Below are 14,474 nucleotides of genomic sequence, written 5' to 3'. Positions count from 1 at the left end.
CGGCAGCGCGCAGCGCACCCCGGCATCAGAGCTGGCAGCTGGTCAAGGCGGCGTTCAGGCCCAGCCAGCCGGCGCCACCCGGGCTGCCCGGGCGGCGCACCTGCTGGGGCGTCAGGCCGAAGCGGCGCTTGAACGCCGTGGCGAAGTGCGCGGCGTTGCTGAAGCCCACGCGGGCGGCCACGTCCTGCACGGCCGCGTCGGAGTGGGTGAGCAGGGCGCGGGCCTCGGTCAGGCGTTTTTCGGCCACGTAGCCGAAGACGGTGGTGTCGAACAGCTCGCGGAAGCCTTTCTTCAGCAGAAAGTCGTTGGTGCCGAACAGGCGGGCCAAATCGTGCAGGCCGGGCGGGTTGGCGTAGTGCTCGTCGAGGTAGTCGCGCACGGCCAGCAGCAGGTCCCGCTCGCGGCGGCGCGCCGGGGCCACGCGCAGGGTGAGGTAGTGCTGCTGCTGGGCCACAAACAAATCCAGAAACCGCGCTTCCAGGTACAAACGCTGCAAGGTGCCGGAGTAGGGGCAGTTGCGCAGCTGCCCAAGCAGCTCCAGCACCTGCGGGGAGCTGGGCCGGGCCACGTCGAACAGCGTGCCGGGCCGCTGCTGGGGCAGGATGTGCTCGTAGAGCGGCAGCCACTCGGCGTTGTCCTGCACCAGGCTAGTGAAATACGTGGGCTCGAAGCGCAGGTGTACGGCGTGGTAGCCGCCCGCGGCGGGCTGAAACACGTGGCGCACGTCGGGGCTGGGCTCGTAGAGCAGGTTGTCCTGCTGGGCCTCCACGCGGAAGCGCCGGCCCTTTTCCATCACCGATTCGCTGTGGCCGGCCAGCTGCACCACCATGCCGATGCAGGGCTGGTGGTCGACGAGCTGCAGTTCCACGGTTTGCTGCAAGGAGCCCTCCAACTCGGTGAGCAAGCCGCCGGGCAAGTCGTACTCGGTGAAGCGCAGGGCGCCGACGGCCGCCGGCCCCTGCCAGTGGTGACGGCGCACAGTGCCGCCGGGCTCGGCCGCGGTGGTGGCGTGGCCGAACAGTTCGAAGTCGTGCAGGCGGTAGGAGTCAGGCATCGACGACTAACGGATGAGGTAAGGCGCTGGAAAGGGCAGCACGGGCAGAAAGCTCGGCCGCAGCGGGGGCTGCAAGGTGAATTCGTTTCGTACGGGCAACCTAATAAGGTACCATTAAAACTCAAAAATAGCCAGCCTTTTTGCCGGCGCCATCACATAAGCATGTGAAGACACGTCGTTTGGAAACGGACGAGCATGTTTTTATGGGACAAAAGCACTGTATTTGCTTTCCCAACACTCCCATTCCCATTGTTCTATGATACACGCTTACCTGATGCGGCGCCTGCACACGGCGGCCGGATTACTATTAGCCGGCCTGCTGGGCGCGGCCGGGGCCCAGGCCCAAACCACGACCACTCCGCCCAAACAGGAAATGCGCGCCGTGTGGGTGGCCCACGTGTTCAACCTCGACTGGCCGCGCAACAAAACCCTCACGCCCGCCCAGCAGCGCGCCGACTTTATCAGCCTGCTCGACCGCCACAAGGCCAACGGCATCAACGCGGTGGTGGTGCAAATCCGCGCTTCGGCCGACGCTATTTACCCCAGCACCCTGGAGCCCTGGAGCGAGTGGCTGACCGGCACCCAGGGCGTGGGGCCGCAGCCGGCCTACGACCCGCTGCTGTTCATGATTCAGGAAGCGCACAAGCGCAGCATGGAGTTTCACGCCTGGATCAACCCCTACCGCGCCGTCACCAACGCCAACACCTCCAGCATTGCCGCCAGCCACGTAACCAACCAGCACCCCACCTGGGTGGTGCCCTTCGGTACGCTGCGGGTGCTCAACCCCGGCCTGCCCGCCGTGCGCCAGTACCTGACGCGGGTGGTCATGGACGTGGTGCGCCGCTACGACGTGGATGGTATTCACTTCGACGACTATTTCTACCCCGCCCCGCAGACGGGGGTGGTGTTTGACGACGACGCGGCCTTCGCGGCCGACCCGCGCGGCTTCGCGGCCAAGGCCGACTGGCGGCGCGACAACATCGACCTGTTCGTGCACACCGTGTCCGACAGCATTCAGGCGGCCAAGCCCTGGGTGAAGTTCGGCATTGCGCCGCCCGGCGTGTGGCGCAACGGTACCAGCGTGGGCGGCACCGCCACCACTGCCTTCCAGAGCTACGCCGACATCTTCGCCGACTCGCGCAAGTGGCTGCAGCAGGGCTGGGTGGATTACCTTGCGCCGCAGGTGTACTGGACCAGCACCACCACCGCGGCCCGCTACGACCTCATCGTGCCGTGGTGGAGCCAGCAGGTGCTGCCCACCGTGCCGCGCCACGTGTACGTGGGCCACGCCGCCTACAAGGTCAGCGCCACCGCCACCGACGCCTTTAACCAGCCCACCCAGATTCCCTCGCAGGTGCGCCTGGCCCGGCAGCAGCCCAACGTGAAGGGCAGCCTGTTCTACAAATCCACCGAGCTGCTGGCTAACCCCCTGGGCGTGGCCGACTCGCTGCGCACCAACTTCTACCGCCACAAAGCCCTGGTGCCGGCCATGCCCTGGAAGGACAACGTGCCGCCCACCACGCCCGTGCAGGCCAGCATTTGGGACGACTCGCAGTACTCGGGCTTCGTGTACCTGAACTGGCGCCCCGGTCTGCCGGCCTCCGATGGCCAGGTGGCCCGCTGGTACGTGGTGTACCGCTACCCGCGCCACGCCGGCCCGGCCACGGCCGCCGACTTGGCCAACCCGGCCAACATTGCCTCCATTCAGGACAGCACCCGCTTCCGCGACATCTGGCGGGGCAGCAGCCCGGCCTACGACTACACCATCACGGCCCTGGACCGCCTGCACAACGAAAGCGCGCCGGTGACCAGCTTCACCGTGCTGCTGCCCAACAAGGCCGCGGCCGAAACGGCCCTACTCCAGCCCGCTTACCCCAACCCCTTCTCGGAAAGCACCCAGTTGAGCTTCCGCCTGCCCACGGCTGGCGCGGCGTCGCTGCTGGTGTACGACGTGACAGGGCGGGTGGTGAGCCGCTTGGTGGAAGGCCCCTTGGCGGCCGGGCAGCACACCGTCACGCTCACGGCCGGCGCGCTGCCGGCGGGCATCTACGTGGTGCGGCTGCGCACCGAGGCTGGCACCTACCAGCAAAAAGTACTGCTGACGCGCTAGCCGCCGCGGCCAGCCTCGCTTCGGGCGAAAAGCCGGCCGCCTGGCACGCAACCGTCCGACCGCTCGCCGTATCTTAGCTTCAACGGCCCCCGGTGCCCTGCGCCGGGGGCCGTTTTAGATATAGCCCTGCGTCTTATGCGTCGTTTACTACTCCTGGCCACGCTGGCCGCCACTGCGTCGACGGCGGTGGCCCAAACCGCTACCCCCGCGGCGCCGGCGGCTCCGAGCCTGGCCACCGCCCGCTACTCCGCCGCCGACACCATTCGCGCCGTGCGTCACCTCTTTGAGCACCGCATCAAAGGTGCTCCGGGCTACGTCGATGCGGGCGGCACCATCCTGACCGCCGGGGCCGTGGCCCTGGCCCTGCGCACCGACAGCACCGCGGAAGGCCGGCGCGTCGAATCCAACCAGGACATGATGGTGGGCAGCGCGCTGATGGGCTACGGCATTTTCCGCGCCGTGCGCTTCGGCCGCACCCGCTACGAGCAAGTGGTGTCGGCTTACGCGCAAGGCGAGCCGCTGCCGCCCTACGTGCGCCGCCGCCTGAAGCCGATATACTTCCGCTACCGGGGTTTTTAGGACTTTGTGAATCGGGAAAGCACGTTATCCTGAGCACAGCGAACCGAAGGTCGACGTAGTCAAGGACCTTGCTCGAACCCTGCCCCAATTAAAAAGCGCAGCTACCAACGCCCTTTGCTCTGGGCACGGCGGCTGCGCTTTTTTCGTTTGGAGGCCTTTGTTTGCTCTGTAGTGGTAGCGGCGGTGTTAGGACGGAGGGAGGTCCTTCGCTCTGCTCAGGATGACGTGCTTTCCAACCGCCATAACCCTTTACAACAGGCTCTTCTCCCGGATGGCCTTGAACTCCGAGCCGGGCTTCCACTTGGGGAAGGTGGTTTCGTCGCCGAGGCGGCGGCCGATGCGGTAGAGCAGGCGGGCGTCCTCGGCCATGCCGCCCAGGTCCATGTCGGGGCGGTACTCGTCACTGGGTTGGTGGTAGTGCTTTTCCTCGTAAAGCTCGTTTTGCTCGCGGGCGTAGTCCTTGCCCTTGGCCCGGCTCTCGAAGCGGCCCGAGGCGTAGAGCGCGGGCACGCCCACGTGGGCCAGGCTGAAGTGGTCGGAGCGGAAGAAATGGCCCTGCTCGGGCGTCTGGTCGGGCACGATGTAGCGGCCCTGCGCCTGGGCGGCCGCGGTGGCGTAGTCGTCCAGCTCCGATTGGCCGTAGCCCACCACCGTCAGGTCCTTCATCGGGCCAAAATCGGTGAGGGCGTCCATGTTCAGGTCGGCCACGGTCTTATTCAGCGGAAACAGCGGGTGGGCGGCGTAGTAGGCCGAGCCCAGCAAGCCCTGCTCTTCGCCCGTCACGGCCAGAAACACCATGCTGCGCTTGGGCTTCTGCGGATTTTCGGCAAAGGCCTGGGCAATGCTGAGCAGCGCCGCGCAGCCCGAGGCGTTGTCGACGGCGCCGTTGTAAATCGAGTCGCCGGCCACGGCCGGGCCCACGCCGAGGTGGTCCCAGTGGGCGGTGTAGAGGATGTACTCGTCGGGGCGCTCGGTGCCGGGCAGCACGGCCACCACGTTCTTCGAGGCCATACGACGGGTGCGGGTCGTGAGGCTGGCGCTCAGGTTCAGCCCCAGCGGCACGGGCCGGAAGCCGGGCTTGTTGGCCGCGGCCTGCAGGGCGTCGAAGCTCTGACCGGCCGCCTGAAACATTCGCTTAGCCGCATCCAGCGTCACCCAGCCTTCCAGCCCGCACTTCGAGGCGCCTTGGTCGTCGGACTGCGGAAACAGCTGCGAGCCGCTCCAGCTGCTTTCCACCACCGACCACGGGTAGGAGGCCGGCCGGGTGTCGTGCACGATGAGCACCGCGGCGGCGCCTTGGCGGGCGGCTTCCTCGTATTTGTAGGTCCAGCGGCCGTAGTAGGTCATGGCCTTGCCCTTAAACAAGGTCGTGTCATTGACCACGAAGCCGGGGTCGTTGATGAGCACCACCACGGTCTTGCCCTTCACGTCGAGGCCCTGGTAATCGTTCCAGTGGTATTCGGGCGCCACCACGCCGTAGCCGGCAAACACCAGCGGGGAGTTCTTCAGCTCGATGCGCGGCTGCTCCCGCTCGGTCACGGCCACAAAATCAGTCTTGTAGCGCAGCGTCAGGGGCTGCCCCTTGCCGCCGACGAGCATGGTGGCGGCCGGCGTGCTGTTGATTTCAACCAGCGGCACCGGCTGGAAGTAGCTGCCGCCGGGGCCGGGCTGCAGGCCGAGCTTCTTGAACTCGTCGGCCAGGTAGTTTACCGTCTTGGTTTCGCCTGCGGTGAAGGGCTTGCGGCCCAGAAATTCGTCGGAGGCCAGGCGCTGCAGGTGCCGCCCGATGACGGCCGCCGAAATGCCGTCGGTGGCGGCGGTGTCGGCGGCCGGTGCCGCAGAATCCGTGGCGGCCGATTGGTTGGAAGAGTTGCCCTGGCAGCCGACCAGCAGCAGGCCCAGCAGCGCGGCGGCCGGGGCGAGGGAAAGACGCATAGGAACGCGGTGAAGTGGCGGAGGAAGCCGGCAGCCAAGCCGGGCGGCCGCAATATGCGCAGCCGAAACGGGTTGGCGGTAATTCGGTAACGGGCCCACGGGCGGACTGCAGGCGCAAAACCCGGGCGTGGAACCGCTTCGGGCGCGGGCGGCGTTGGGCCGCCAAAGGCCGCTTTTGCCGCCGCAGCCCGGCCGGTTGGTAGATTGGGGCGCCCTTACGCAGCCTCAGCGACTTAGGTTGCGTCCTTGAAGGGAATTTCCCGCCGTTTGCCGGCGGCTGCTTACCTTGCTTCACTCCTTTTTACCCCACTCTGTTCCCCGTATGACCCGCAATCAACTGTTGCTGCTCGGCCTCGGGGCGTTCCTGACGGCCGCCGCGCCGCAGGCCGCTTCGGCCCAGACCAAGGCAGCCGCCAAACCTGCTGCCAAAACCGCCTCGGCCACCAAAGCCACTGCCTCGGGCACCCGGTTGGTGGAGAAAGTTACCCGCAAGCCCGGCGAAGTCGTCATTCCCTACGAGAAGTACGTGCTGCCCAACGGCCTCACACTCATCGTGTCGGAAGACCACTCCGACCCGATTGCGCACGTCGACGTGACCTACCACGTGGGCTCGGCCCGCGAAACCATCGGCAAGTCGGGCTTCGCGCACTTCTTCGAGCACATGATGTTCCAGGGCTCCGACCACGTTGGCGACGAGCAGCACTTCAAGATCGTGTCCTCGGCCGGCGGCACCCTGAACGGCACCACCAACCGCGACCGGACGAACTACTTCGAAACCCTGCCCTCGAACCAGCTCGAAACCGCCCTGTGGCTGGAAGCCGACCGCATGGGCTTCCTGCTCGACGCGGTGACGGAAAAGAAATTCGAAGTGCAGCGCAGCACCGTGAAAAACGAGCGCGGCCAGAACTACGACAACCGCCCCTACGGCTTGGCCTCGGAAAACGTGTCGAAGGCGCTGTACCCCTACGGCCACCCCTACTCGTGGCTGACCATCGGCTACCTGGAAGACCTGAACCGCTCGGACGTCAACGACCTGAAGAACTTCTTCCTGCGCTGGTACGGCCCGAACAACGCCACCGTGACGGTGGGCGGCGACGTGAAGCCGGCCGAAGTGGTGAAGCTGGTGGAGAAGTACTTCGGCACCATCCCGGCCGGCCCGGCGGTGCAGAACATGAAGCCCATGGTGCCCACGCTGACGGCTGACCGCTACGTGAGCTACCAGGACAACGTGCGCTTCCCCATGCTGCAGATGGTCTTCCCGACGGTGCCCAACAACCACCCCGACGAGCCCGCCATCGACGCCCTGGCCTCCATCATCGGCGGCTCCAAGACCTCGCCGCTGTACCAGAACCTGGTGAAGGCCCAGAAGGCCGTGCAGGCGCAGTCGTACCACCCCACGTCCGAGCTGAGCGGGGAATTCACGATGGTGGCCCTGGGCATGCCCGGCAAGCCGCTGAGCGAGCTGGAAACCATCATGCGCGCCTCCATCGACGAAATTGCCAAGCGCGGCATCTCCGACGAGGACGTGGCCCGCTACAAGGCCTCGACCGAAGCCGACCTGGTGAACCGCCTGCAGAGCGTGAGCGGCAAGGTAAGCACCCTGGCCTCGTACCAGTACCAGACCGGCAACCCCAACCGCCTGCCCATCGACCTGAAGCGGATTCAGTCCTTGACCAAGGCCGACGTGGACCGCGTGTTCAAGCAGTACGTGCTCGGCCACAAGGCCGTCATCCTGAGCGTGGTGCCCAAGGCCAACCCCGAGCTGGTGGCCAAAGCCGACAACTTCACCGTCGACAAATCGAACTTCAAGCAGCCCAAGGACGAGTACGCCGGCCTGAAGTACGTGAAGGCCAAGGACAGCTTCGACCGCGGCCAGCAGCCCAAAGCGGGCCAGGCCCCGATGGTGGCCGTACCCACGGTGTGGAAGGCGGACATGCCCAACAAGCTGAAGGTCATTGGCACGCAGAACGCCGAAATGCCCACCACCACCATGCTGCTCACCATTCGCGGCGGCCACCGCATCGAGGGCACCATGCCCGGCAAGGCCGGCATTGCGGCCCTGACGGCCAGCATGATGGAGGAAAGCACCGAGAAATACTCGGCCGAGCAGTTTGACGCCGAGCTGGAGAAGCTGGGCAGCAACATCAGCATTTCCTCGGACGGCGACGCCACCACGGTGTACGTGCAGAGCCTGACCAAGAACCTGGACAAGACCCTGGCCCTGGTGGAGCAGCGCCTGCTGCACCCCAAGTTTGAGCAGGACGACTTCGACCGCCTCAAAAAGCAGACGCTGGAAGGCATTGCCAACCAGAACACCCAGCCGGTGGTCATTGCCAACAAAACCTACAACCGCCTGCTCTACGGCCAGAACGACATCATGGCCGTGCCCACCTCGGGCACCGCGGCCACGGTGGGCAGCATCACCCTCGACGACGTGAAGCAGTTCTACCAGAACTACTACGCGCCCAACATCAGCCACCTGGTGGTGGTGAGCGACCAGCCGCAGGCGGCCATCACGCCCAAGCTCGGCTTCCTCAACAGCTGGGCCACCAAGCCGGTGGAACTGCCCAAGCCGGTGGCCTCGAGCAAGACCGAGAAAACCAAGCTGTACTTCGTCAACAAGGACAACGCGCCGCAGTCGGAAATCCGCATCGGCTACGTGGGCCTGCCCTACGACGCGACGGGTGAGTACTACCGCGCGTACCTGATGAACTACATCCTGGGCGGCGCCTTCAACTCGCGCATCAACCTGAACCTGCGCGAGGACAAAGGCTATACCTACGGCGCCCGCTCGGGCTTCCAGGGCAACCGCTACGCCGGTCCGTTCACGGCCCAGGCCGGCGTGCGCGCCGACGCCTCGGCCGCTTCGGTGAAGGAATTCATGAAGGAAATCGAGACCTTCCGCAAGGACGGCATCACCGACGAGGACCTGGCCTTCCTGAAAGCCAGCATCGGCCAGAGCGACGCGCTGAAGTACGAGACGGGTCAGCAGAAGGCCATGTTCCTCTCGCGCCTGGTGGAGTACGACCTGCCCACCGACTACGTGAAGCAGCAGACCGAAATCCTGAACAACCTCACCAAGGAGGAAGTGAAGACCCTGGCCAACAAGTACCTGCCCGAGCAGATGTACATCGTGACCGTGGGCGACAAGAAGTACCTGCCGGAGCTCAAGCAACTGGGCTACGAGGTGATTGAGCTGGATGCCGACGGCAACCCCGTGGCCGCCGCTGTAGCCGCCGAACCGGTGGCCGCCCCGGCCGCCGCACCCGCCCCGGCTACCAGCGACAAGAAAATGAAGGTGAAAACCAAGGAAGACGGCAAGAAGGACAAGAAGAAAATGAAGTCCGACGAAGACGGCTCCAAGGAGAAAGGCAAAACCGAAACCGGCAAATAAGCCGGCCCCGGCCTAGCCGAACCAACCAACCGGGCGTTGCCACTGCGGCAGCGCCCGGTTTTTTTGTGGGCGCTGGCAAGGCGAATGAAGTGCTACTGCTTGGTAAAGCGCACGTCGAAGCGGCCCTCGGTGACTTGCACGGTCTGCCCGCTCGCCGCGTAGCGGGCTGAGAAGGAAAATGAGCCGGCGGCAATGCAGGCCACCGTGTCGAAGCGCGTTAGCGTGAGCGTGCCCGTGGATTGCGGGCCGGTCAAGTAGTATTGGTCGCCCGTTTCTGCGTAGAGGGTATAGGAGCCATAAGCCGGGTTGGCTCCGCCCAAGAACGGGTTGGCGGTTTGATCTAGGGACACCGTGCCTGTCTGCGACAGTGCTGGCACGTAAAAACTTAAGTCAGAATCTATTTCCTTCTTTTTTTTTCGTTGTTGAAAGGATAAGGTGAATTGGCCGCCCATACTGCCGTTGTGGTTGCGTCGCCACCGAGCAAAAATGGGCTCGACGGCGGCGCCTCCCACTAAGCCTCCGCTGCTTCCTTCCGGCGTCCAAGCTTTGCCGTCGACGAGGCAGCCCATTGTGTTTTTGCCCTCCTGCGTGGGCTTGGGCAGGGTCTTGATGGGGTCTTTCTTGCAACCAACGGCTAGCAGCAACCCGATTGACAGGGCATAGAATGATTTCATAGCTGATACTTATCTGCTGAATAATAGGGGCGGAGCCCTTCTGCATCATCCGCGTGGTGGCAGGAATATTGCGGCCACAAAGTATAGTACTTAACAAGCATAGGTTTGAAAAGCGACGCTCAGCGGATAAGTTTACCCTAGGCCAATCGACTAATTACCAATAGCATAATTCCATTCCGCGAAACATAACTCTTTCCATATGATTGCGGTGCTTTAGTCGTTCCGCCAGGCCCACCCACCCGTTGAGCTTCCACCTGCTTATGATTCGAACCCTTACCCGATTCCTATTACTTACTGGATTGCTGCCCCTCACCGCCCACGCCACTGACCCGGCCGAGCGGCTGACGTTCATTGAAAACCGCGGGCAGTGGGATGAGCGCGCCCGCTACGCCGCTCAGCTGGCCCCCGCCGCCCGGGTGTACGCCCAGGCCGACGGGCTGACCTACGTGCTGGCCTCGGGGCTGCCCCAGCACGCGCCCCGCAAGGGGCAGGAGCCGCCGGGGGCCGCCAACCAGCCGCTGACCGTGCACAGCCTGCGGGTGGAGTTTGAGGGCGCCGTGGCCGGTGCCGCCCTGCTGGCCGAGCAGGCCGCGCCCGATACCTACAACTACTTGCGCGGCACCGAAGGCCGCCGCTGGGCGGCCGAGGCCCGCGCCTGGCGCCAGCTGCGCTACCGCCAGCCCTGGCCCGGCACCGACGTGGTGCTGCACGAAAGCGCCGACCACCAACTGGAATACGACCTGCTGCTGGCCCCCGGCGCCGACGCCACCCGGCCCCGCCTGCGCTACCACGGCGCCCAGAGCCTGCGCCTCGACGCGGCCACCGGCAACCTCGTGGTGCAAACCGCGGCGGGCCTGCTCACCGAGCAGCGCCCCCGGGCCTGGCAGCTCGACGCGCGGGGCCGGCGCCAGGCCGTGAGCTGCGCCTTCCAGCTGCAGGGCAGCACCGTGAGCTTCCGCCTGGGCCGCTACGACCACGCCCGCCCGCTGGTCATCGACCCGGTGGTGCAGTTTGCCTCCTACACCGGCTCGGCCGTGGAAAACTGGGGCTTCGCCTCCACGTACGACGCGCAGGGCAACCTCTACACCGCCGGCGTGGCCTTCGACCCGGGCTTCCCGACCACCACCGGCGCCTACCAGACCACCTTCGCCGGCAACATCGACATTGCGGTGATGAAGTTTGTGGCCGGCAGCACCGGCCCGGCGGCCCGGGCCTGGTCGACTTACCTGGGCGGAAATAACGCCGATTTCCCACACAGCCTGCTGGTCAATGCCCGCGGGGAACTGCTGCTGCTCGGCTCCACTGCTTCGGGTAGCTACCCCACCACGGCCGGGGCACTGCGGCGGGGCTTCCGCGGCGGTTCTAGCATTTCGCCCTACGGCACCAGCCTCTCCATCACCCTCACCACCGGCACCGACTTGGTGCTCACGCGCCTGAGTGCCAGCGGCGGGCAGCTGCGGGCCAGCACCTACCTCGGCGGCACCGGCACCGACGGCCTGACCAACCCGCTGGCCGCCGCCCCGCGCCTGGCCCACAACCACGGCGACCCGTTTCGCGGCGACCTGGCCCTCGACCCGCAGGGCAACGTGTACGTGGCCACCACCACCAGCAGCACCGACTTTCCGAGCCTGACTTACCGCGGGGGCCCTTCCGACGGCGTGGTGCTGAGCCTTGACTCCAGCCTGACCCAGGTGCGCTGGGCCACGGCGCTGGGGGGGCAGGGCGCTGACGCGGCGTATTCCTTGTTTCGCGAAGAAGCCACCGGCGACCTGCTGGTGGCCGGCGGCACCACCAGCACCAACCTGGGCGGCGTGGCCAACGGCTACCTCAGCACCCTGGCCGGCGGCGTCGACGGCTTCGTGGCGCGCGTGACGAGCAGCGGCGCGCTGACGCAATCGACCTACCTGGGCACCGGCAGCTACGACCAGGCTTACTTCGTGCGGCGCGGCGGCCCCACCAACCAAGTCTATGTGCTGGGCCAGACGCTGAGCAACAACACCTGGCCGGTGGCTGCCACCGGCCGCTACGGGCAGAGCAACGGCCACCTGTTCATCCAGCAGCTGGCTCCTAACCTGCGCACGGCCGGCTTTGCCACCCTGCTCGGCGCCGGCCGCCCCACCACCGACATTTCGCCCACGGCCTTCGACGTGGACTGCGCCGGGCGCCTGCTGCTGGCCGGCTGGGGCGGGGGCATCGACCCGAACAACGGCTCGACCCTGGGCCTGCCGGTAAGTAGCAACGCCCTGCAATCCACCACCGACGGCAACGACTTCTACCTGATGCAGCTCTCCGACGAGGCGCGCACCCTGGACTACGCCTCGTTCTACGGCTCAGCGGCCGACGACCACGTAGACGGCGGCTCTTCGCGCTTCAACGCCCAGGGCACCCTGTTTCAGGCCCTGTGCGCCTGCAACCAAGGCGCGGGCACCGGCATTCCGATTCCGGCCGGAGCCAATTCCTACCAGCCCACCAACGGCTCGGTGCACTGCAACAACGCCGCCTTTAAGTTGGCCTTTCTGGCCGGCAACGGCACGGCCCCAACCGATACGCTAATTGTCTGCGCCCGCGGCGGCGACATCCGGCTGGGCGGTTCCCCGGCCGGCGGCACCTGGACGGGCCCCGGCGTGGGCGGCACGGTGGCGGCCGGTTTCTTCTTCCTGCCCGACACCACGCTGGTCGGCACGCAGCAGCTCACTTACACCAGCCCGCTGGGAGGCCTCTGCGCTGGCACCACCACGCGCTACGTGCGGGTGCTGCCCCAGGCCCTGGCCCGCCTCACCGCCCCCGCCGACACGATATGCCTGCAGCCACAGGGCCCCCCGCCGGCGCTGGTGCCGTTGCAGGGCACTCCGGCTGGCGGCACTTACCGCGGCTCGGGCGTGACCGTAACGGCCTCCGGCGCTACCTTCGACGCGGTGGCCGCGGGCCCGGGCACCCACCTGCTAAGCTATACCCTGGCCGGCGGACGCTGCCCCGCCGTGGGCGTCAAGCGCATCGTGGTGCTGGGGCGGCGCTTCGTCGATGCCGGGCCACCCCGCAAAGCCTGCCTGAACGACCCGGCCAGTCCGCTGCTGGGGACGCCGGCGGGCGGCATCTGGACGGGCCCGGGCGTGACCGGCAACAACGTGGCGGGCTACTACTTCACCCCACACCTGGCCGGCGTGGGCACCCACACGCTGCTGTACACCTTTCCCGGCAACCGCCGGTGCCCCAATCCCACCGATACCCTCCTCATAATTGTGCGGCCGCCCGGCGGCGTAGCCAGCGTGCCGCCCGACACGGCCGTGTGCACCAGCAGCGGGCCCATCAAGCTCTGGGGCGGCCGGCCCGCGGGCGGCACCTGGAGCGGCCCGGGCATCTCGGGCTCGGTAGCCACAGGCTTCACCTTCACGCCCACGGCCGGCATGACGGGCCTGCAACCACTGAAGTATACCGCCCCCGACACCAGCTTGCGCACCTGCCCGGCCCAAAAAGTGCGCATGGTGCAGATTGGGACCGGCACGGCCGTGACGTTGTCGGCCGCGCCCAACTTGGTGTGCGCCTACGCGGGCCGCGTGCCCTTGCAGGCCACCCCGGCAGGCGGCACTTGGAGCGGCCCGGGCGTGTCGGGCTCGGCCGCGGGGGGCTATTACTTCACGCCTAGCCCCGGCTTGGCGGGCAACCAAGTGCTGTCGTACACGGGTCCGGCCTCCACGGTGCCCGGGCAGTGCCCCGGCAGCGGGCAGCTCACTGTCGGCGTCATCGTGCCCCCGACGGTGGAGTTTGAGCCGGTGCCGCCGGTGAGCTTTTGCGTGGGCGTGCCCCCGCACGGGGTGGTGCTGTCGGCCTCGCCGGCCGGGGGCACGTTCAGCGGCCCGGGCGTGAGCGGCAACCGTTTCAACCCCGCTCTGGTCGGCCCGGGCCGCTATACCATCACCTACGCCGTCAACTTCGAAGCGCTGCTGGGCATCGATTGCCCAATTACGGTCACCCAGCAGGTCGACGTTATTCTGCTAGCGCCCATCAGCCTGCCCCCCGACACGGTGCTCTGCTTGGATCTGAAGCCCTTCCAGCTGCGCGCCCAGCCGGCGGGCGGCTCCTGGAGCGGCGCCGGCGTGACGGCGGCCGGCCTGTTTACCCCGCCCACCACGCCCGGCACCAGCGTGCTGACGTACACGCTGCCCGGCGGCTGCGGGGCGCTGCCCTACCGCGTGACGGTGCCCGCCAACCTAACGCCCTCCGCCCGCTGGACCGCCCCCGCCTGCCAACCCACCGAACTGGCCCCGCGCCTTATCCGCTTCGAAGCCACGGGCCCCACGGCCGCTCAAGTCAGTTGGGACTTCGGCGACGGCACGCCCCCGGTGACCGGCGCCGTGGTGGAGCACCGCTACCTCGCGGCCGGCGACTTTCAGCCCCGGGCCGCGCTGCCGGGCGCCGGCTCCGGCCCTTGCCAGACGCAGCTAACGCTGCCGCCGGTAGCCGTGAAGGCCCCGTTCCTGCCAAACATCATCACCCCCAACGGCGACGGCGACAACGACACCTTCCGGCCGCAGGTGGGCGGCTGCCCGGGGCAACTGCAAGTGTTTTCGCGCTGGGGCAACGCCGTGTATGAACGCGGCGACTACCAAGGCGACTGGGACGGCGGCAGGCTGCCCAACGGCATTTATTACTACCTGCTCCGCGCCCCCGACGGCGGCATCACGGCCAAGGGCTGGGTGGAAATCGTGCGCTGAGCCAGGGCCGACGCGC

General features: G+C 66.9%; 7 protein-coding genes. 4 read left to right on the top strand and 3 right to left on the bottom strand.

Features of this window, described 5'->3' with window-relative positions; genetic code table 11:
* Window positions 1-25: 25 nt before the first annotated feature.
* Window positions 26-1,054 carry a helix-turn-helix transcriptional regulator gene (locus LJ737_RS02845; RefSeq protein ID WP_227762810.1) on the bottom strand — a complete coding sequence of 343 codons (1,029 nt, stop codon included), beginning with the start codon at window positions 1,052-1,054 and terminating at the stop codon, window positions 26-28.
* A 256-nt stretch (window positions 1,055-1,310) separates the two neighbouring features.
* On the opposite strand from LJ737_RS02845, the gene LJ737_RS02840 reads away from it, so the two are divergent.
* Together LJ737_RS02840 and LJ737_RS02835 are read left to right on the top strand one after the other, a co-directional pair.
* On the top strand, window positions 1,311-3,164 hold the full coding sequence (locus tag LJ737_RS02840) for a family 10 glycosylhydrolase (protein WP_227762807.1): 1,854 nt from the start codon (window positions 1,311-1,313) through the stop codon (window positions 3,162-3,164).
* Window positions 3,165-3,299: 135 nt separating this feature from the next.
* Window positions 3,300-3,743, top strand: coding sequence for a hypothetical protein (locus LJ737_RS02835; RefSeq protein ID WP_227762804.1), 444 nt, complete (start codon window positions 3,300-3,302; stop codon window positions 3,741-3,743).
* A 249-nt stretch (window positions 3,744-3,992) separates the two neighbouring features.
* Here LJ737_RS02835 and LJ737_RS02830 read toward each other — a convergent pair whose 3' ends face one another.
* Window positions 3,993-5,678: a M28 family metallopeptidase gene (locus LJ737_RS02830; RefSeq protein ID WP_227762802.1), complete on the bottom strand. Its 1,686-nt coding sequence runs from the start codon at window positions 5,676-5,678 to the stop codon at window positions 3,993-3,995.
* A 322-nt stretch (window positions 5,679-6,000) separates the two neighbouring features.
* Here LJ737_RS02830 and LJ737_RS02825 point away from each other — a divergent pair, with 322 nt between their 5' ends.
* Window positions 6,001-9,072, top strand: coding sequence for a M16 family metallopeptidase (locus LJ737_RS02825; protein ID WP_227762801.1), 3,072 nt, complete (start codon window positions 6,001-6,003; stop codon window positions 9,070-9,072).
* A 92-nt stretch (window positions 9,073-9,164) separates the two neighbouring features.
* Here the strand turns inward: LJ737_RS02825 and LJ737_RS27300 are convergent, their stop codons facing one another.
* On the bottom strand, window positions 9,165-9,746 hold the full coding sequence (locus tag LJ737_RS27300; RefSeq protein WP_501993661.1) for a Riean_0653 family protein: 582 nt from the start codon (window positions 9,744-9,746) through the stop codon (window positions 9,165-9,167).
* 260 nt (window positions 9,747-10,006) lie between these two features.
* Between LJ737_RS27300 and LJ737_RS02815 the strand changes: the two genes are divergently transcribed.
* Window positions 10,007-14,458, top strand: coding sequence for a T9SS type B sorting domain-containing protein (locus LJ737_RS02815; protein ID WP_227762799.1), 4,452 nt, complete (start codon window positions 10,007-10,009; stop codon window positions 14,456-14,458).
* Window positions 14,459-14,474: the final 16 nt, after the last annotated feature.

Origin of the sequence: Hymenobacter sp. 15J16-1T3B (assembly GCF_020711235.1) — a bacterium.
Taxonomy (GTDB): Bacteria; Bacteroidota; Bacteroidia; order Cytophagales; family Hymenobacteraceae; genus Solirubrum.
The sequence above is the reverse complement of the archived record's forward strand: the minus strand, read 5'-3'. Positions and strand labels throughout refer to the sequence as shown.